This window comes from Shewanella sp. YQ_9, assembly GCF_043103185.1.
In the GTDB taxonomy this organism is placed as follows: Bacteria; Pseudomonadota; Gammaproteobacteria; order Enterobacterales; family Shewanellaceae; genus Shewanella; species Shewanella algae.
In genome coordinates this window covers 16,351-35,865 of sequence record NZ_JBICJO010000064.1, presented here as the reverse complement: position 1 = coordinate 35,865, position 19,515 = coordinate 16,351, and the positions used below count along the sequence as shown (strand labels likewise).

Annotated in this window: 12 protein-coding genes; 5 read left to right on the top strand and 7 right to left on the bottom strand. The window is 55.6% G+C overall.

Features of this window, described 5'->3' with window-relative positions; translation table 11 throughout:
* Positions 1 to 56: 56 nt before the first annotated feature.
* From ACF8D4_RS17950 to ACF8D4_RS17920, 7 genes are all read right to left on the bottom strand, one after another.
* Positions 57 to 1,709: a glycogen synthase gene (locus ACF8D4_RS17950; protein WP_392466088.1), complete on the bottom strand. Its 1,653-nt coding sequence runs from the start codon at positions 1,707 to 1,709 to the stop codon at positions 57 to 59.
* A complete protein-coding gene (gene glgC, locus ACF8D4_RS17945; protein WP_044733960.1) occupies positions 1,709 to 2,977 on the bottom strand; it encodes a glucose-1-phosphate adenylyltransferase in 1,269 nt (422 codons plus the stop codon). Before glgC ends, ACF8D4_RS17950 begins: the two co-directional genes overlap by 1 nt.
* A gap of 33 nt (positions 2,978 to 3,010) precedes the next feature.
* Positions 3,011 to 5,551 (bottom strand): glycogen/starch/alpha-glucan phosphorylase, encoded by a 2,541-nt coding sequence (locus ACF8D4_RS17940; protein ID WP_304715966.1) that lies wholly within the window; start codon positions 5,549 to 5,551, stop codon positions 3,011 to 3,013.
* Entirely contained in the window at positions 5,544 to 7,871 is a 2,328-nt protein-coding gene (gene glgX / locus ACF8D4_RS17935; protein ID WP_392466085.1) for a glycogen debranching protein GlgX, read from the bottom strand. Before glgX ends, ACF8D4_RS17940 begins: the two co-directional genes overlap by 8 nt.
* Entirely contained in the window at positions 7,871 to 10,090 is a 2,220-nt protein-coding gene (glgB, locus tag ACF8D4_RS17930; protein WP_304716022.1) for a 1,4-alpha-glucan branching protein GlgB, read from the bottom strand. Before glgB ends, glgX begins: the two co-directional genes overlap by 1 nt.
* Positions 10,091 to 10,115: 25 nt before the next feature.
* Positions 10,116 to 12,380, bottom strand: a complete 2,265-nt coding sequence (gene malQ, locus ACF8D4_RS17925) for a 4-alpha-glucanotransferase (RefSeq protein ID WP_304715968.1) — start codon at positions 12,378 to 12,380, stop codon at positions 10,116 to 10,118.
* Positions 12,381 to 12,721: 341 nt separating this feature from the next.
* On the bottom strand, positions 12,722 to 13,234 hold the full coding sequence (locus tag ACF8D4_RS17920) for a MarR family winged helix-turn-helix transcriptional regulator (protein ID WP_025011422.1): 513 nt from the start codon (positions 13,232 to 13,234) through the stop codon (positions 12,722 to 12,724).
* A gap of 271 nt (positions 13,235 to 13,505) precedes the next feature.
* On the opposite strand from ACF8D4_RS17920, the gene ACF8D4_RS17915 reads away from it, so the two are divergent.
* The 5 genes from ACF8D4_RS17915 (at position 13,506) to ACF8D4_RS17895 (ending at position 19,178) form a co-directional block, all read left to right on the top strand.
* Positions 13,506 to 14,693, top strand: a complete 1,188-nt coding sequence (locus tag ACF8D4_RS17915; RefSeq protein ID WP_025889420.1) for a KamA family radical SAM protein — start codon at positions 13,506 to 13,508, stop codon at positions 14,691 to 14,693.
* Between the two features lie 3 nt (positions 14,694 to 14,696).
* Positions 14,697 to 16,151 carry a sodium:solute symporter gene (locus ACF8D4_RS17910; RefSeq protein WP_025011420.1) on the top strand — a complete coding sequence of 485 codons (1,455 nt, stop codon included), beginning with the start codon at positions 14,697 to 14,699 and terminating at the stop codon, positions 16,149 to 16,151.
* A complete protein-coding gene (gene ablB, locus ACF8D4_RS17905) occupies positions 16,148 to 16,978 on the top strand; it encodes a putative beta-lysine N-acetyltransferase (protein WP_219160846.1) in 831 nt (276 codons plus the stop codon). Before ACF8D4_RS17910 ends, ablB begins: the two co-directional genes overlap by 4 nt.
* Positions 16,979 to 17,337: 359 nt before the next feature.
* Positions 17,338 to 18,486, top strand: a complete 1,149-nt coding sequence (yiaY, locus tag ACF8D4_RS17900) for an L-threonine dehydrogenase (RefSeq protein ID WP_025011418.1) — start codon at positions 17,338 to 17,340, stop codon at positions 18,484 to 18,486.
* 326 nt (positions 18,487 to 18,812) lie between these two features.
* Positions 18,813 to 19,178, top strand: a complete 366-nt coding sequence (locus ACF8D4_RS17895) for a hypothetical protein (RefSeq protein ID WP_025011417.1) — start codon at positions 18,813 to 18,815, stop codon at positions 19,176 to 19,178.
* The last annotated feature ends 337 nt before the right edge of the window (positions 19,179 to 19,515 follow it).

Here is a 19,515-nt window from a genome sequence, read left to right as displayed (position 1 = left end):
AATAACAAAGAAGAAATCTACAGGTCTAGTGTAGCAGAGCACCTTCGGAAACCTGACTAATTTATGGCGCTTTCCACTGGGCGCCGCTTATCCTTGCTGGAACTTTCCACCTGGTAGAGTTGCGTCAGATAAAGCCTTGCGCTGTCTTGCCATAAAAAGCGGCTGGCGGAGGCTCTTTTTCTAAGGGCATTCCAGTTGGCTGTGGAATAGAGCTCCAAGGCCCGGGACAGGGCATCGAGCAGCGCCTTGGCCTGTTCATCCAGCCCGAACCCTGCGAATACCAAGCCATTGTCACCGTCGCTGAGGGTATCGGCCAGTCCGCCTGTGGCATGCACCAAGCAGGGTTGGCCTGCTCTCAAAGCCAGCATCTGGCTGATACCGCAAGGCTCGAAGGAGCTTGGCATCACAAACAGATCGCCGCATTGATAGAGGGCATCGGCCAGCTCCTGATGATAACCATTGATAAAGCGAAAATTGCTGTTGCTCGCGGCGATGCGACCAAAGAGTGCCGCTATCTGCTCATCGCCGCTGCCAAGCAACCAAAAACAGGCGCTGTCGCTGAACTGCGCCAGCCTTAGCAACAGCTCTTCCAGCACCGTCTTGCCCTGCCAGGGATGACACAGCAAGAGTAACTTCTGTTCAGTGAGCCTGCCAACCGAGGTCAGCAGCATTCCCGGTGACTCAGATATCTGCCCCAAGCGGATTTGAGCAATCATATCTGCCGGCGTCACTGCTTCGCTGCGCCCGAGTTTACTCAATAATGCCTCTGTGGCTATCTTGGGCAGTTGCAACTTGAGTTGCCGCCGCTTGCTGGCCGCGAGCGGTAGTCCTTTTTGATAGTCACAGCCGTTGAGAATGCCGAACACCTGGCCAAGCTTGGCTTTGGCCTGCAGGTCAGCCTCCAATCCCTCGCCGCCAAAGAAGCCCAGTTCAGGCTGTGACGGACGCAGCACTTCCTTGGCGTAAGTCGCCGAGACCAGATGGATAACATCGCTGAACTGAATCGCCGCCCGCAGCGGATTGATGCACCCGGGGTAGCGGGTATCCAGCGCCAGTTGCAGTTTGGAGTTTACCCCTTCGGCCAACAGCCAGGGATACCAAGCTGCCAGGGAAGATGCCTCGCCGGCAAGCGGCCGCACACCCTGCATCGCCAGGTTGTGAATACTGAGGACACAGGGCACTTTTGATAGGCCACGATAGGCGGGATCCAGTGCTCTTAAGATGGCAAAGCCGCCGCAGTGCCAGTCGTGCAGGTGAAACCTGTCCGGCAGCGGCAGTAATCCCTGTTTCAGCGCCGCCGCCACTGCAGCGCCGAAGAGGGCAAATTTGCCTGCATCTGTGGCAAAGGGGCGCTCAGGGCCATCAAGGCTGTAGACTTCACGCTTAACACCGCAAAAACCTTCATGAGCCAGAAGATAGATCCACACCCCCTGGGAGCCTGGCTGAACCGCCGGATTGGCAATCCGATACAGCCGCGCCCGGGTGTTGCCTGCGCCGAAAGCAAATTCAAACTCGCACAGAAAATCGGCCCCCTGCTCCTTGGCCAAAAAGCCATAGTCCGGCATTATGATATGCGCCGCCACGCCTTGGCTTTGCAGCGCCGGAGGCAACTCGGCCAGCACATCTGCCATACCGCCGACTTTGGCGCCGGCCAGGGCGGCATTTTCCGCTGCCAACATCAACACCTGCAGTTTTGCTTTAGCCGCCATTATTCGTACCCCACAGGCAGTCCCAACATGTCACGGGTCACCAGCACCACACCGTTTTCCGAGACCCGAAAGCCCTTGGCCCTGTCGTGGTCATGGTTGAAGCCTATCTCCATCCCCTCGGGGATAATGCAGCCCCGATCTATGATAGCCTTGCGAATCCGGCAATGACGCAGCACTACCACATCGGGCAGGATCACTGAGTCTTCCACCTCTGAGTAAGAACAAACCCTGACCTCATTGAAGAGGACGCAGTGGCGCACAGTGGCACCTGAGATAATGCAACCGCTGGAAACCACAGAGTCCAGCGCCATGCCGCGCCTGTCATCATCGTCAAATACAAACTTGGCCGGCGGCAGTTGTTCCTGATAGGTCCAGATGGGCCATTTGGCATCATAGAGATTGAGCGCAGGCGTCGGCGACAGCAGTTCCATATTGGCTTGCCAGAAAGAATCCAGAGTTCCCACATCGCGCCAGTAGGCCTGCTCGTTGGGAAAGGCGCTGCGAAACGGATAGGCATAGACCCGGTGCTTTTCTATGATGGCCGGAATAATGTCCTTGCCGAAATCCCGGTTGGAATCGGCGTTCTGGGCATCTTTTTTCAGCTGTTCAAACAAAAACTCTGTGTTGAACACATAGTTGCCCATGGATGCCAGGCAGGATTCGGGGTTATCCGGCAAGGGCCTGGGTTCGACCGGTTTCTCTTCAAACCCCAGAATACGGTTGCTGCTATCCACCTCCATCACCCCAAAGGCGTTGGCCGCTTCGGCCACCGGCACCTCCATACAGGAAACCGTCATATCGGCGCCGGACTCGGCATGAGCGGCCAGCAGCCCGGCGTAATCCATGCGGTAGATATGATCGCCCGAAAGCACCATCACATAGCGCGGCAGCTCGTGACGTATGATGTCTATGTTCTGAAACACTGCATCGGCTGTGCCCTGATACCAGTTGTCCGAATAACGTTGAGATGCCGGCAATATCTCCACCGACTCCCCCAACTCCTTTTTGAAATGCCCCCAGCCGCGGGTCACATGGCGGATAAGCGAATGGGACTTGTACTGGGTCACCACCCCTACCCGGCGGATCCCCGAGTTGATGCAGTTGGACAGCGGAAAGTCGATAATCCTGAACTTGCCGCCGAAATAGAGCGCCGGCTTGGCCCGCCAATCGGTCAGCTCATGGAGGCGGGAACCCCGGCCTCCGGCCAGGATCAGGGCATAGGTTTCACGGGTAAGGTTACTGATATAACGCGGACTCGGATTCGGCATAAAAGCGTGCTCCCAATTAACAGAAAAAGGCGCTCACTGCGCGCCCCAGACATGGTCGCGATAACCGGCTATGGTGACATCGCTGGAGAAGCGGCCACTGACCGCGGTGTTGCGAATACTCATGGCGGTCCAGCGCTGAGGGTCCTGATAAGCCTTGGCGGCTTGCAGCTGGGCCAGACGGTAGGTTTCAAAGTCGGCCGCCAGCATCCAGGGATCCTTTGGCGACTCAATGGCGGCTATGATGGGGTCGAAGATCCCGGGCTCCTGCAGATTAAAGTGACCACTTTTGAGCAGCGCCATTACGCCGCCGAGCGCCGCCGAAGACGCTATATATTGCGCCGGGCAGTAGTGCGCCTTGAGTTCCTCCACCGCCAGGGCATTGAGGCCAAACAGAAAGAAGTTGTCTTCACCTACCTCTTCGAGCATCTCGATATTGGCACCATCCAGAGTGCCTATGGTCAGGGCGCCATTCATCATGAACTTCATATTGCCTGTGCCCGAGGCTTCCTTGCCGGCGGTGGATATCTGCTCTGACAAATCCGTACCCGGGCAGATCACCTCCATGGCGCTGACGTTATAGTCGGGCAAAAAGGCAAACCTTAACCAGGGACTGACTCTGGGATCCTCATTGACCATATGAGCCACGTTGTTGGCCAGTTTGATCACCAGTTTCGCCATGGCATAACCGGGCGCCGCCTTGCCGCCAATCAAGACGCAGCGTGGCTGCATCCCCTGGGTATCGCCACTGACAATCCGCTGATAGAGATGGATCACATGCATGATATTCAGCAGTTGCCGCTTATATTCGTGGATCCTCTTAACCTGCACATCAAACATCATGGAGGGGTCGAAGTTCACCTGGCAGCGCTGCGCCACCAGCTCGGCCAGCGCCTGTTTATTGGCCTGCTTCACCTCGCGCCAGGCGGCAATAAATGGCTTGTCCGAGGTAAAGGCGTTGAGGGCAGTCAGGCATCTTAGGTCGCTCAGCCAATCCTGCCCCAGGCGGCTGCTGATGAGCGCGGCCAAACGGGGGTTACAGTGAGCCAGCCAGCGCCTGGGCGTCACACCATTGGTACGGTTGTTGAACTTATGCGGCCAGAGCTCGTAAAAGTCCCGAAACAGCCCTGTGGTCAACAGCCTTGAGTGCAGCGCCGCCACCCCATTGACCGAAAAGCTGGCCACTATTGCCAGATAAGCCATACGGATATGGGGCTCATCCCCCTCTTCTATGATGGACATCTGCCGCAGACGTGACACATCGCCGGGCCAGTGATGCGCCACCAACTCCAGGTATCTGGCGTTGATTTCATAGATGATCTCCAGAATACGCGGCAGCATCTGGGCGAACATGCGCACCGGCCAGCGCTCCAGCGCCTCCGGCAACAAGGTATGGTTGGTGTAGGCCATGCAGTGGCTGACTATGTCCCAGGCGGCTTGCCACTCCAGCTGATATTCATCGATAAGCAGGCGCATCAACTCGGGAACCGCAATCGCCGGATGGGTATCATTGAGCTGCAGCACATGAAACTTGGCAAACTCACTGAAGTCCCGGCCTTTGTTGGCAACCCAGGTCGTCAACAGATCCTGCAAACTGGCAGAGGACAGGAAATACTGCTGCCGCAGCCGCAACTCTTTGCCGTTTTCGCTGCTGTCATTGGGGTACAGCACCATGGTGATCTGCTCGGCCAGATTCTTGGCTGCCACGGCTTCGGTGTAATCACCCTGGTTGAACTCGGCAAGGTCAAACTCATCCGTGGCCTCGGCCTTCCAAAGCCTCAGGGTGTTGACCCGGCCGTTGCGATAACCCGGCACCGGCATATCATAGGCAACCGCCAGTACATCCTGGGTATCCATCCAAGCCCTGTGCCGGCGGCCATCGCGGTCGACATGGCTCTGCACATGACCGAAGAAAGGCACTGTCACATTGTGCTGTGAGGCCCGCACTTCCCAGGGGTTGCCATCCCTGAGCCAGCGGTCCGGCTGCTCCTGCTGATAACCATCGACTATCTGCTGGGCAAACATGCCGTACTCATAACGAATGCCATAGCCAGTGACCGCCAGTCCGAGACTGGCGCAGCTGTCCATAAAGCAAGCCGCCAGCCGCCCGAGACCGCCATTTCCCAGACCGGCGTCATGCTCTTGCTGTTGCAGGGTTTCAAGCGCTACCGCATAGCCTTGCAGCATCTCCCGACACTCGTCGGTCAGGTCCAGATTGAGCAAGGCGTTGCCCAGGCTTCGGCCCATCAAAAACTCCAGCGACAAATAAGCCACCTGTTTGCGCTGGTACAAAGCATCCTGGCTGCGACTGGCGCACCAATCGTCCAACAGCTGCTCTTTGACGCTCAGGGCCAACGCCTGATAAAGCTCCTGTGGCCTGCGCTCATTGCGGTTAAGATCGTATCTCAGCTGTCTGGCAAAGGCCGCCGGCAGTGAATCACAGGGCTCGCAGTCTTGGTGCGCCAGATGGCCTGGGGCTTGTTGAGTGGCTGGCGCTATTGGCGATGCGGCTTTTGATGCTGTTGTCGATTGACTCTTACTGCGGCTCTTGACTCTATTCCTTGAAGTATCAGTCATGGCTGGCTCCTTTGGCTGAGGACGACAGATAACGGCCACCTGCAGCCAGCAGCTGAAAACTGAAGGCGGCAACGGCGAAAGATGAAGCTGTGGGATAGCAGGATTGCAGTTCATCCCGTCCGGCTTCGCTGGAAAGCAGCAATTGCCACTGCTCACCGGCTCCGGGCGGCGGAGCTGGCAGACAAAAATGGCTGTTGCTGTCACCGGCATGCAGCAGGATCAGCAGGGCTTCGGTCTGAAGTTTGTTTTCTCCTTGAGGGCTCATATTGGGCTGACGGCTCTTTTTCAGCTGACGGCTCTCTGCCCGCTGAAGGCTCTTATTCAGCTGAAGGCTCTTATTGAGCTGACGGCTCTGCATCAACTGCAAGCTGCGGCACTGGACTTCGCCCCAATGACCGGGTGTCATGGCCTCGCCGGAGGCAGCAAACCAAGCCAGGGCTCTGGGAGCCTGGAGGGCATCGGTGTGAACATAGTCATCGCTTTCATAAAAGCCGCAATCCCGGCGAATATGGATAAGCCGGCGAACAAAGGCGCCCAGCGCAGTATCCTCCCTGTGCCAATCGAGCCAGCCCAATGGGTTATCCTGACAATAGGCGTTGTTGTTGCCGCTCTGGGAGTTGCCGAACTCATCGCCGGCCAGCAACATGGGCGTGCCCTGGGAGAGCAGTAAACTCGCCAGCAGATTACGGCTTTGGCGCGCCCTCAAGGCCTTTATGGCGGCATCTTTGCTCTCGCCTTCCACGCCATGGTTGGCACTGAAGTTTTCGTGGTGTCCATCGCGGTTGTTTTCACCGTTGGCCTGATTGTGCCGCTCGCGATAACTCACTAAGTCCCTCAGGGTGAATCCATCATGGCTGCAGATAAAGTTGATTGAACTTTGTGGGCCGCGCCCCGAGTGTTCAAACAGATCGCCGGAGCCGGAAAGGCGCCTGGCAAGCTCGGGCAAGAGCCCGGCATCACCGCGCCAGAAACGCCGCAGGGTATCGCGATATCTGTCGTTCCATTCGGAAAAGCGATTGGGGAACTGCCCCAACTGATAACCGCCCGGGCCTATGTCCCAGGGCTCGGCTATCAGCACACATTGCTGCAGTTCAGGGTCTTGCAGCAAGGCATCGAACAATCCGGCGCGATTGCTGAACCCCTGCGTCTCACGGCCAAGGCTGGTGGCCAGATCGAAACGAAAGCCATCCACCCCCATGATATCGACCCAGTAACGCAGCGAGTCCATCAGCAGCTGTACGACTCTTGGATGGCTGATATCCAGGCAGTTGCCACAGCCAGAGTCATTGATATAAAAACGCTTATCTGCCGGATGCAAACGGTAGTAGCTGACGTTATCCAAGCCGCGAAAACTGACGGTCGGCCCCTGACGATTACCCTCGGCGCTGTGGTTAAAGACCACATCCAGCACGAGTTTGATACCGGCATCATGCAGGGCAGAGACCATCTGCTTGAATTCGCCAATGGCATCGTCAGAGGCCGAATATGCCCCATGGGGAGCGAAGAAACCTATGCTGTTATAACCCCAGTAATTGCTGAGCCCGCTATCCAGCAGAAAAGGCTCGGACAGAAAGGCGTGCACCGGCAGCAGTTCGACACAGGTGATCCCGAGCGACTTGAGATAAGCTATCGCCACCGGGTGCGCCAAACCGGCAAAGGTGCCGCGAAGCTCAGGGGGGATCCCGGCCATGGCGGCGGTGAAGCCCTTGAGGTGCATCTCGTAGATCACTTCATTACGCCATTGGCCGCCCGGTAAGCGCTTGCCGGTAAAGCGGGTATCGGCTACCACTTGGCATTTGGGCATGGCCCAGGCGTTGTCACAGGGATCGGCCCATAAGTCATCACCTATTCCGGCACTGCCGGACTCCCGCTCCGGGGACCCTGGTACTGGGGATTCAGCATCCCCCGGATGGCAAACAGCGGCCAATGGCCGGCCCTGCTCATCGACTCTGGCATAGCCAAGTTGCCAGGGCCCATACTGCCAGCGACCACAAAAGGCTCTGGCGTAAGGGTCCAGCAGCAGCTTGGCCGGATTGAATCTGTGCCCTTCCTGAGGCTGATAAGGGCCATGCACCCGATAGCCATAGCAGAGTCCTTCACCGGCCCCCTGCAGCAAACCATGGAACACCTGTTGCGAGGACGGCATAAGCTCGAAACGGCCCGACTCCTGCCATTGGCCATTTTTGTATTCAAACAGGCACAGCTCTACCCGGGTTGCATGAGCCGAAAACAGCGCAAAATTCACCCCTTCCGGCTCGCCATTGGCTTCATGCACCAGAGTCGAGCCCAGAGGCCAGGGTTTGCCTGCAAGCATCTGCATCAGCCACGCTCCAAGGCGAAATAGACGCTCGCCAGGGGCGGCACCCGGATCAGCGCGCTATATGGCATGCCCTGCCAGGGGATCTCCTCGGCTTCTATGCCTCCGGCGTTGCCTTGATTACTGCCGCCGTAGAATGCGCTGTCGCTGTTGAGCAGCTCGCGGTAACGTCCGGGCTCTGGCAATCCCAGTCGATAGCCTTCCCTGACACAAGGGGTAAAGTTACAGATAACCAGCACCATGTTGCCGTCGGAATCGATACGCGTAAACGCCAGCAGGCTGTGCTGACTGTCGTTGCAGTCGAGCCAGCGAAACCCTTGCGGCTCGCCGTCACACTGCCACAATGACGGCTGCCGGCGGTAACAGAGGTTAAGATCCCGCACCCAATCGCTGAGTCCCTGATGAGATGGATACTGCAGCAGATGCCAGTCGAGGCTGAAGTCATGTTGCCATTCGCGCCGCTGGCCAAACTCGCCGCCCATAAACAGCAGCTTTTTCCCCGGGTGAGCCCACATAAAACCGTAAAATGCCCGCAGCGTGGCAAACTTCTGCCAGTCATCGCCGGGGATCTTCTCCAACAAGGCGCGCTTGCCATGCACCACTTCGTCGTGACTCAGCGACAAAATAAACTGCTCGGTATAGGCATAGATGAGGGAAAAAGTCAGTTGCCCGTGGTGATAGCTGCGATGTACCGGCTCCTTGGTGAGATAATCCAAGGTGTCGTGCATCCAGCCCATATTCCATTTGAAGCCGAACCCCAGGCCGCCGGCAGCGACATCCCGGCTAACGCCATCCCAGGCGGTGGACTCTTCGGCAATCATGATGATCCCCGGGTACTCATGGTAGAGACGCGTATTGAGCTGCTGCAAAAAGGCTATCGCTTCCAAATTCTCACGGCCGCCATATTCGTTGGCCTGCCACTGGCCCTCTTCGCGGCTGTAATCCAGATAGAGCATGGAGGACACGGCATCGAGGCGCAGGCCATCGAAATGAAACTCCTCCAGCCAATAGCAGGCATTGCTGAGCAGAAAACTCTGCACCTCTTTGCGGCCATAGTTGTAGATCAAGGTGTCCCAGTCGGGATGACGGCCACGGCGGGGATCTTCATGTTCATACAAGCAAGTGCCATCAAAATGCGCCAGGCCGTGGGGGTCGGAAGGAAAGTGCGCCGCCACCCAGTCGAGCAGCACACCGATACCCGCCCTGTGGCAGGCATCCACCAGCAGTTTAAGCCCCTCGGGATCGCCAAACCTGTGACTGGGAGCAAACAGCCCCACAGGTTGATAGCCCCAGGAACCGTCGAAGGGGTATTCACTCAGCGGCATAAATTCCACATGGGTAAAACCGTGAGATTGCAGGTAAGGTACCAAGAGCTCGGCCACCTCTGCGTAGCTGAGAAAACCGCCTTCGCCGTTACGCCTCCAGGACCCCAGATGCAGCTCATAGATACTGACCGCCTGTCGGTGCCAGGTGCTTTGTGCCCTGGCGGCCATCCAATCACTGTCCTGCCACTGCCAATCACTGTCCGCCATCGGCACTATCGAGGCGTTGTGGGGCGCACCTTGCATCTGTCTGGCACAGGGGTCGGCCTTTTCCAACCAGCTGCCATCCTGGGTTTGCAGCAAAAACTTATAGTGCTCACCGCCCCGGACTTGCGGCAAAAACAGCTCCCAAAGACCTGATGCCGGGTGGCGGCGCATGCTGTGGCGGCGCCTGTCCCAATGATTAAAATCCCCCAGCAAAGACACGCTTTTGGCATTTGGAGCCCAAACACAAAAACGCACACCTTTTACGCCCTGGCACTCCAGCCAATTGGCACCGAGCAACTGCCAGCCTTTCAGCAGACTGCCTTCATTGAAGAGAAAACATGCCTGTTCATCGAGCGAAGCATCAAAGCGGTAAGGGTCGTCCAGCACCAGCTCCGCCTGGGGATAGCTAATGCGGAGCCTATAGTCGAAGGGTTTGACCCTGCGCCCCATAAAGCCACTGAACAGGGGCTCGGCGCCAACGACAGGGGTAAGCTCGGCCACCTTACGGCCGGTTTTCGCATCCAGCACCTCGACGACGGCGGCGCCGGGCAGCACGGCGCGCAGTAACAAGCGGCTGCGGCCATTTTGCTCAACCAGATGCATTCCGAGCCAGGCGAAGGGATCGCCATGGCGCCCTTCGGCCAAGGCGCAGGCAGCGGCAAAGTCCAGTTCCGGGACCAGGCTTTCCAGCATTGGCTCACTAAAGTGCGGCGCGGGTTCATTGGCGACGATTTGCTGTTTCATCTGCATCTCCTGTTGATTGAGCTCGAAGCCGCTCCGGCTCAGCGCTGCCACTTTGCTCGCGCACCCGGCGGATATCCCTGAGCAGGGTTTGCAGCAGCTCGGAATCATTGAGCCTTTCCACGGCCAACGAATAACGTCGGCGCCAGTTGGGATACTCAGCGCTGGTGCCCGGGATATTGACCGCCACCTCATCGCCGAGCAGATCTGTCAGCGGCAGGCTGAAAAGCGCACTGCGCCCCGAGGCGACTGTGACGGCGAGGTTATGGATCAAGTTGTGGGTATAGGTGACAGAGTTCGGCTCAAGTGCAGCTTTTATCTTGTTTTCAAAGGGATAAAAGCGCGAGAGCCAAACTTCAAGAGCCTGAATTTCCCTGCGGCGGTCATCGCTTTCCCTTGCGTATTGTTCAGCCCCCTGCAGGCCAAGTTCCCGCCTGAGCCTGAGATCTTCGGCTTCCAGCCAGGCTTTGAGCGGCGCTACATCATGGTTGCTCAGCATCATGATGGCGTTTGGCTTGTAGTCATTTGGCGGCCGAAATCCACCAAACTCAGGGAAATCCTGCTGCTCACGGCAAAAATAGAACAGCTCATTGGAGTACAGCCCGCCAAGCTTAAGTGGCGCTACGATTTGGGGTGGCACCAGCCCAAGGTCTTCGCCAATCACCAGGCAACGGGCACGCTGGCTCTCCAGCAATAAAATCGCCAGCAGGGTATCGAAGGGGTAATAGACATAGGCGCCTTCAGGCTCGCCAGACTCAGTTTCGACTGCAGTTTCAATCTGGTTTTCGGCCTCGGCCGGCCACCACCAGAGACGAAACAGCGACATCACGTGATCTATCCGAATGGCACCACAGTGACGCATGTTGGTGCGCAGCAACTCAATAAAGTGGCTAAAATCCGCCTGCTTGAGACCGACGGGGTCCAGAGGCGTCAGCCCCCAGTTCTGCCCCTGGGGCGCAAAGGCATCCGGCGGCGCCCCTATGCTGGCACCTTGGCAAAACTGACTCTGATGCTGACTCACCTCAGTGCCGCTGCCAACAGTGCCGACAGCCAGATCCCGGATAAGGCCGATACTCATGCCGGCTTCTATGGCGCGGGATTGACACAAGGCCAACTGCTCTTCGGCAACAAACTGCAGATAGAGATAAAAGCCGGCATCTGCGGGCCAGTCTCCGGTGGCGAAACTTGCCTGCTCCCGGGCATAGTGCTGCAGCGCCAGTCCCTCCCGGCGCACAAAGCCTTCGTAGCCCTGGCGCCTGGGAGCATCCTTGGGCAAAGCGTTGAAACGCTGCCACATTGCTTTGAGGCGGGCACACTTATCACGGCTGACAGCGGCATAGTCCAGCCAGGGGCTGAAGGCCGTTTGCTCGGCAAAAGATTCAGCATCACAGTTTTTTGCCATCCCTTCGGCGCAGAGCGGCGGCGAGATATACAAGGGGTGCAGGCGGCGTCTGTCTATTGGGCTGTAGGGACTTGGGGAGGCATCCTCAGTGAGCGCCAGCGCATGCAGGGGGTTGAGCAGGATAAAGTCCAGCCCCTTGGGGGCCAGTTGGGTTATCAGCTTCAGCAGGGCTCCAAAGTCGCCCATTGCCTCAGGGCCGGGAGTATCCTCCTGCCAGAGCGAAAACAGCTGCACGCTGACGCCCCAGGGCCTGCGATGAGGCTCGTTTTGCCGCGCCGTATTTTTTTGCAGTACGCCTTGGAAGGCCTGCCTTGGCGCCACCATCAAGTTGCCCATAGCAAGCAGCCTCTCATCGCCATCAGGCTCAATGATAGATAAAGACACCCTGTGGTAGCCAAGTCCGGGGGCGATGCCACAGTTGCCGGAAACCTCGTCCAGTTTAAGCTCGTGCTCAAGATAGCAGCGCTCACCGATACGATAATCGCCGCGCACCGGGCAGTCTGCCGCTGAAAAGCTGACAACAAACTCCTCACCCAGTTCACTCGCCAGCGTCAGCTGCAACGCCTTGGATGGCAAAGACTGCGCCTCGAGTCTGAACCTCAGACCGAGACTGTCGAGATAGCACCACTGAAATGAAGGCAACAGCTGCTGCCAGGGTTCGGCATCGAGCTGATAGACCCGCCGCTCAATCCAGAGCTCGCTCGCCTCTTCGGGTATAGGGCCACACATGGCGCTGAGGATCTGTTTGCGTATGCCGGCAGATGTAGGACAAAAACGCCCATAGCTGTCGCTGAAGCCGTCCCCTATCCCTTGCAGATACAGCAACTTCTCCAGTCCCATCTCAGCACTCCACGCCAATCACCTTAAGTTCCCTGTGAGCAGATAGCATGCCAGGGCAAAATAACAGCAATAAGACAGAGGTGTGTCAGCCAAGTGACAAGTATTTAATATTTTAATTCAGTAGCTTGTGAAAATTCGCCCTGATGTTGGGCGAGCGTCTCGCAAAAGGCACCAAAAGTAAATGAGTTGCCCCAATGACTCAAGACTGTGCAATCTTTCACCAATTGAGTGCAAGACATCGCCGACAAAAGCCGGGATTGGCAACCAGGGGTTGAAAACGGGGTTCAGACAGAAATCAATCTTGGGGTCGCTGACGGCGACCCGCTTGTAAAGAGGAAAACTCAGCTCTTGGTTTGCTTTGGAGTCACAGCTTCCGGCTCATCGCTCGGCTGAATTTGTCCCACCAACAGCATGGGGGCGGCATCCAGCTCTTCGGCATCCATCATGGTGGCAATCCGCTCCACGGCCGACAAGAGCTGGCTCTGCTCCCAGGCCTCCAGCGCCTGATAGCGCTTGATAAAGTGCTCCTGCAAGGGTTTGGGCGCCTGTGCCAGCAAGGCAGCACCGGACTCGCTCAGCAACAGGTGTACCTTGCGCTTATCGGTTTGGCTGCGCTGGCGTATAACCAAACCCTTGGCTTCCAGACGGTCGATGATGGTGGTGACTGTGGCAGGACTCAGATTGATCTCGGTCGCCACCTGTTTGGCGAGCGGCGATCCCATGGAAGCGATTTTCTGCATCACCATAAGCTGCGGTCCGGTGAGGCCCGAGTGCTTACTGAGCTGCCTGGAATGCAGGTCGATGGCGCGGATCACTTTGCGCAGCGAGATTAATAACTGCTCATACTTTTCCATGAATACTTCCCACTCACACTGGTTCGAAAAGGGCTACTGAAATCACCAATAGCCGAAAGGCGCCAGCTTATCAGAAAAGCTCTGCAAACTCATAGCCCATCGACTCAATAGCGGAATTTTCAAAAATACCACCGCCGACAAATGCAACTTCAGATCAACAAATTGCTCATCTTTTGTTGATACAAAAACCTCATAGTGCAATCATTAGATAACTAACGATTAGAGCTCGAATTAATTGTTGAGTGTTAATTATCAGAAAAGGACTATCCCCATGTCGGCCACCAGCCTGAAGTACAAGAGCGAAGAAAATCCTATTCCACTGAAAGTCATCACAGAGAAGCGGCCATTTTCCAGCCATCAGGCGCTGATGCAGTTTGATGTTGCCAATCACTCCTGGCGGGAAACCCTGTCACTGAGCTTTAAGAATGACAAACAACTATCCCAGGTATTCAACAATATTCGCGCGGTCGATGACCAAGTTTATGAAGTGATTGCCGCCAGGATCACCCCCTATATAGCCCAGCTGATGGACAAAGATGATCCCAACTGCCCGATTCGGTTGCAGTATGTTCCTGAGCAGGATGAGTTGGAGGTCGCCCCCCATGAAATGGGCGATCAATTGGCGGAAGATGACATGATGCCAGAAGGCACCTCGATAGTGCACAGGTATCCCAATCGGGTGTTGTTCCTGGTGCATAACATCTGTGGCTCCTATTGCCGTCACTGCACCCGCAAACGCATGGTGTCCGATCCGCTCAACGTGATCTCCATGGACAGGATCCGTCGCTCGGTGGAGTATCTGCGCCAACATACAGAGGTGCAGGACGTGCTCCTGTCGGGCGGCGATCCTTTGCTGCTCACAGATGACAAGCTGGATGAAATTCTGTCGATGATCCGAGAGGCCAGACCGGATCTGAAAATTCTGCGTATCGGCAGCCGTTTATTGGCGCAGCTTCCCACCCGGGTCACGCCCGAGTTGTGCCGGGTACTGAAGCGTAACAGAGTAACACTGATCAACACCCAAGTAAACCACCCCAGAGAAATCACCCCCTTATTCAGCAAACATATCGCCATGCTCAGGGAAACCGGCATCATGCTCGGCAACCAGAGCGTGCTGATCAAAGGCGTCAACGACAGCATAGACACTATGCAGGAGCTGGTGATGGAGTTGGTATCCATAGGCATACGTCCCTATTACGTCTATGCCATGGATCCGGCGCCGGGCAACAGCAAGTTTCAGGTCAGTTATCAGCGAATGCTGAAAATCTATCATGGCATCCGCGGCTGGGTATCCGGCCCGGCAATTCCCACCTTTATCGTCGATGGCGTCGGCGGTCTGGGTAAAATGCCGGTGCAGCCGGAATATGTCAGCAGGCAAACAGGCCCGGAAGGCGAGCGTCTGATAGCCACCAACTTTGAAGGGCGCAGCGCCGACGTATCATTCCTGCTACAGGAGTGATCCATGCACCCTTTGGATTATGGGATTTTCCTGGCGTACCTCGTAGGTTTACTGGGGTTTGGTTACTTCCACTTCAAACGCCACAGTGACGGCGATGACTACTATCTCGGTGGCCGCAATATCAAAGCCAGGCACGTAGGCTTTTCCATTGCCGCCACTGATGTGGGCGGCGGATTTTCCATAGGTCTTGCCGGTCTCGGCTTCAGTATGGGGCTGGCGGGCAGCTGGCTGCTGTTTACCGGTTTGCTGGGGGCCTGGTTATCTGCTGTGTTTGTTATTCCCAGGGTCAAACGTCTGGAGCAGGGCGAGCGCTTTTATACCTATCCGGATCTGCTCAAGCACAGATTCGGGGCCAGAGTCGCCATGTTGGCCGCCTTGATTTCCTGTATCGGTTATCTGGGGTTTACCGGCGCGCAGATCCTCGCCGGTGCCAAACTGGCGGCCGCGACTCTGCTGCCCAAGGGCTTCGATGCCTTGCCGCCGCTGCAGTTGGCGCTCTGGGTCATAGGCGGAACCACCATACTTTACACTGTATTTGGGGGTCTCAAGGCGGTTATCTATACCGACAGCGTCCAGTGGCTCATTTTATTGCTGGGCTTGATTGGCTTTACCCTGCCCTACGCCCTGGTCGAGGTCGGTGGCTGGCAGGGGCTGAGCCGCAATCTGCCGCCGTCCCATATGTCACTGACCGCCATAGATCCCATCACGGCCATCAATTGGCTACTCACCATCACACCCGTGTGGCTAATTGCCATGACTCTCTATCAGCGAATGTTTGCCTGTAAAGATAGCGCCACCGCCAAGCGCGCCTGGTATCTGGCCGGGGTGCTTGAATATCCCCTGATGGCAATATCCGGCGTTTTGCTGGGGATGTGCGCCAGAGTCATGTTGCCGCATATGGACAGTGAAATGGCGGTGCCGGCGATGATCCGCGATCTCTTGCCAATGGGCTTTACCGGGCTGATTATCGCGGCATATTTTTCCGCGATCATGTCCACCGCAGACAGTTGCCTGATGGCAGCATCCGGCAACCTGACCCAAGATCTGCTCGGGCTGGATCCCAGAGGGAACAACACCCTGAGACTGTCGATGATTGCCACTCTATTGCTGGGGCTGGTAGCCATCTATCTCGCCAGTCAGGCCAGGCAGGTATTGGATGCCATTCTCTATGCTTATGCCTTTATGGTTTCCGGGCTGTTTGTCCCGACTCTGGCGGCGCTGTTTTGGCCCAGAGTCAGCTCCACGGCGGCACTTTGCGCCATGCTGGGAGGTGGCCTCACGGCGCTGGCGCTACTGACAGAGCTGCTCAAGCTGCCGGATGGCTTGGCTAAACTCGGTCTGGATCCCAGTATCTATGGCATTTTGGTCTCCGCCGGTCTATTGGTGCTGGTCAACATCATTCACCAACCAGCTCCCAAGCCCCGGCTCACCTCGCATCAGGACAGTTCACACTCATGACCCAAGCTCAATTTGATCAGCAACTCAACTTACTCGGCGCCCACATTCAGCATGGCCCGGCCAATGATCGCATCTATCTGATCTCCCTTGGTAATGCCGAACCCGGGCCTTTACTGGATGCACTGAGAGCCCTGGCTCTGCAACATGGCTACGGCAAAATCATCGCCAAGCTACCTGAGCATAAGGCCGGTCTGTTTTTGGCATATGGTTTCAGCGAAGAAGCCAGGATCCCCAATTTTTATCAAGGCCAGGACGCCGTATTTCTCGCCCGCTACCAGGACAAAACCAGGCAGTTTCGCACCATGCCGGAGTTGGATACCCTGCTGGAGCGCGCCAGGGCGGATATCAAGCCTGAATTCCATTCAGCGGCCGAGGTCAGTCGCTGCCGCGAAGAGGATCTGCCGCAGATGGCCAGGCTCTATAGCGAGGTGTTTCCCAGCTACCCCTTCCCCATTGAAGATCCGGAATTTTTACGGCAGAACATGGCCAGTGATGTCGACTACTTTGGGATCCGCCAACAAGGGCAACTGATAGCCCTGGCTTCTGCCGAAAAGGATCCCAAGAGTCTCAGTGCAGAGATGACAGACTTTGCCACTCTGCCACAGGCCCGCGGACAAGGCTGCGCCAGAGCCTTGCTCGCACATATGGAACAAGCAATATTCCACCAGGGCTACCGAACCGCCTATACCATAGCCAGAGCCGTTTCCGTTGGTATGAACCGCACCTTTGCCGCGGCAGATTACCGCTATGGTGGTCGTCTGCACCTCAATACCCAAATAGGCGGTCAGATAGAGAGCATGAACCTATGGCACAAATCAATCGCTTAAATTTTGTTCAACCCAAAATGTAAACCTGACTTCCCAATATCCCAATATTACTGGCAAGCATAAGGTGCAATTCCCCGCCCCATCCGCGAGAATTCCATGCTTTCGGCTAATGGCCCTACAAGTATTAAGGGGTAATATGGTGGCCGTGGGAGCCGCTGCCATCATGGAAAGAAAGGCGTTATCTGCATCTGTGTCATAAAAACAGCTTTTATGTCACTTAGTTTCAACTTTCTCTTAATTTTCCTTCTTTTCGGCGCAGTTCTTGGCGCTGTCTCACACTTTTTGGTCGGATGAGTTGGTAATTTGACATCAAGAGAGAGATACAGATTTCATTTTCAACAGCATATATAGGTGAACTTATGGCTGCTAAATTCTTTATCCCTTCAGTAAACGTCCTGGGTCAGGGCGCTGTAGACGATGCTATCGGTGATATCCAAACTCTGGGATTCAAACGGGCATTGATAGTGACAGACAAACCTCTGGTCAGCATAGGTCTGGTGGGACAGATCGCCGAAAAGCTAGGTCAGGCAGGCATTACCGCCACTGTATTCGATGGCGTTCAACCCAACCCAACCGTTGGTAACGTGGAAGCGGGCCTTGAGTTACTGCGCGCCAACGACTGTGACTTCGTGATCTCCCTGGGCGGCGGTTCACCACACGATTGCGCCAAGGGTATTGCCCTGGTTGCAGCCAATGGTGGCTCCATCAAAGATTACGAAGGCCTGGATCAGTCCACCAAGCCCCAGTTGCCGCTGGTGGCTATCAACACAACCGCCGGTACCGCCAGTGAAATGACCCGCTTCTGCATCATCACAGATGAAAGCCGTCATATAAAGATGGCCATTGTCGACAAGCACACAACCCCCATCATCTCGGTCAACGACCCTGAGCTGATGCTGAAAAAACCTGCCAGCCTGACAGCGGCAACCGGTATGGATGCCCTGACTCACGCGGTAGAAGCCTATGTTTCCATCGCCGCCAATCCAATCACTGATGCCTGCGCCATCAAGGCTATTGAGCTTATTCATGCCAACCTGATCAATGCGGTAGAGCATGGTGACAATATCCAGGCCCGTGAACAGATGGCATACGCCCAGTTCCTCGCCGGTATGGCATTCAACAACGCCAGCCTGGGTTACGTACATGCCATGGCGCACCAGTTGGGTGGTTTCTACGATCTGCCCCATGGCGTTTGTAACGCACTCTTGCTGCCTTATGTGCAGGAATACAATGCTCAGGTCGCGGCTCCAAGACTGAAAGATGTTGCCAAAGCCATGGGTGTTGATGTCAGTGCCATGAGCGATGAACAGGGTGCTGCGGCAGCTATCAAGGCGATTAAAGAATTGGCTGCGGCAGTAAAAATCCCTGAAAACCTGACAAAAATTGGAGTAAAAGCCGAAGATATTCCTGTGCTTGCAGAGAATGCTCTGAAAGACGCCTGCGGCTTTACCAACCCCAAACAGGCGACTCACGAGGAAATTTGCCAAATTTTCACTAACGCACTTTGATACATATGTAATATAATTTCACAGTCTGCTTTTTCCCTGCAATGAGAAAGCTGTACAAGAGGCCCGCTCACCGAGCGGGCCTCTTCTCTTTCAGTTACCACTCGCTTCAAGCTTCCAAGCCCATCAGCTCAGCATTTCAACGGTTATTCGGCAACAGCTAAATTTTGAGATCTGTCCCCGGTTTATTTCTGTCGAATACAGGCTAAATGAGATTAAGAGCAACAAGCAATAAGGAGTACACCCCGCGTTTGTAACCCTTGTCACAGTGGCCGATTGTTAGTTCAGCCCCTATGATAAATTCAGGAATCAACCAGGCAGGATACCTTATGACAGCCATTACCCAGATAATCAATTACACAGTTCGTTGCCCCCATTATCAGGATCAGAGCGCCGAAGCGACATGGCGCAATCACATCGAAATCAATCACTCGGCAGAAATCGCCCTCGACCGACTCAGTAAGTGGCATGCTCACTCTGGTAACAGGGTATTTTGTTTTCAGAACATAGTGGTGCGTAAGGCTGAAAAGGAGGAGGCTTACTTCGCCATGATCAGCGAGAGATTAAAACCCAGCGGCCATGCCCTGGTCACGCTCAAAGTTTTTATGGACAAGTGCACCAAAGACACCTCTGTCGAAGAGATAGTGGAGCACATATATCAAGACTGTCAGGCTCGCCTGGAAAGCCTTGGTTGAACCGCCCTGGAGCCGATTCCCCCTGAGTCAATCAAGCTTCCATAGGCAATGCTCTCAATTGGCCGTATCCTTGTCATCTCCTGGTAAAGATACGGCCAAACAAGCGCCAGTTCACAGATTTACTACGGACAACGGCGATAGATCACAGTTATTCAATTCATTCCGGCACAAATCCGATAGATAATATCATTTCTGAGAAAATCATTTCCTTATTTTTCAAAAGCTAATAAAAGAAAACTCAAACTTACCCCAAATATAATCCATTTTTAGGCCAATTGTTGGCAAACCCTGCCACTGCTAGACTTTCCACCGCGGGCCAAAGTCTAAAGATCTCAAT

What these genes read in the sequence shown, in the direction of transcription:
- ACF8D4_RS17950 (WP_392466088.1), bottom strand. Translation starts at nt 1,709, where the DNA reads ATGGCGGCTAAAGCAAAACTGCAGGTGTTGATGTTGGCAGCGGAAAAT.
- glgC (WP_044733960.1), bottom strand. Translation starts at nt 2,977, where the DNA reads ATGCCGAATCCGAGTCCGCGTTATATCAGTAACCTTACCCGTGAAACC.
- ACF8D4_RS17940 (WP_304715966.1), bottom strand. Translation starts at nt 5,551, where the DNA reads ATGACTGATACTTCAAGGAATAGAGTCAAGAGCCGCAGTAAGAGTCAA.
- glgX (WP_392466085.1), bottom strand. Translation starts at nt 7,871, where the DNA reads ATGCAGATGCTTGCAGGCAAACCCTGGCCTCTGGGCTCGACTCTGGTG.
- glgB (WP_304716022.1), bottom strand. Translation starts at nt 10,090, where the DNA reads ATGCTGGAAAGCCTGGTCCCGGAACTGGACTTTGCCGCTGCCTGCGCC.
- malQ (WP_304715968.1), bottom strand. Translation starts at nt 12,380, where the DNA reads ATGGGACTGGAGAAGTTGCTGTATCTGCAAGGGATAGGGGACGGCTTC.
- ACF8D4_RS17920 (WP_025011422.1), bottom strand. Translation starts at nt 13,234, where the DNA reads ATGGAAAAGTATGAGCAGTTATTAATCTCGCTGCGCAAAGTGATCCGC.
- ACF8D4_RS17915 (WP_025889420.1), top strand. Translation starts at nt 13,506, where the DNA reads ATGTCGGCCACCAGCCTGAAGTACAAGAGCGAAGAAAATCCTATTCCA.
- ACF8D4_RS17910 (WP_025011420.1), top strand. Translation starts at nt 14,697, where the DNA reads ATGCACCCTTTGGATTATGGGATTTTCCTGGCGTACCTCGTAGGTTTA.
- ablB (WP_219160846.1), top strand. Translation starts at nt 16,148, where the DNA reads ATGACCCAAGCTCAATTTGATCAGCAACTCAACTTACTCGGCGCCCAC.
- yiaY (WP_025011418.1), top strand. Translation starts at nt 17,338, where the DNA reads ATGGCTGCTAAATTCTTTATCCCTTCAGTAAACGTCCTGGGTCAGGGC.
- ACF8D4_RS17895 (WP_025011417.1), top strand. Translation starts at nt 18,813, where the DNA reads ATGACAGCCATTACCCAGATAATCAATTACACAGTTCGTTGCCCCCAT.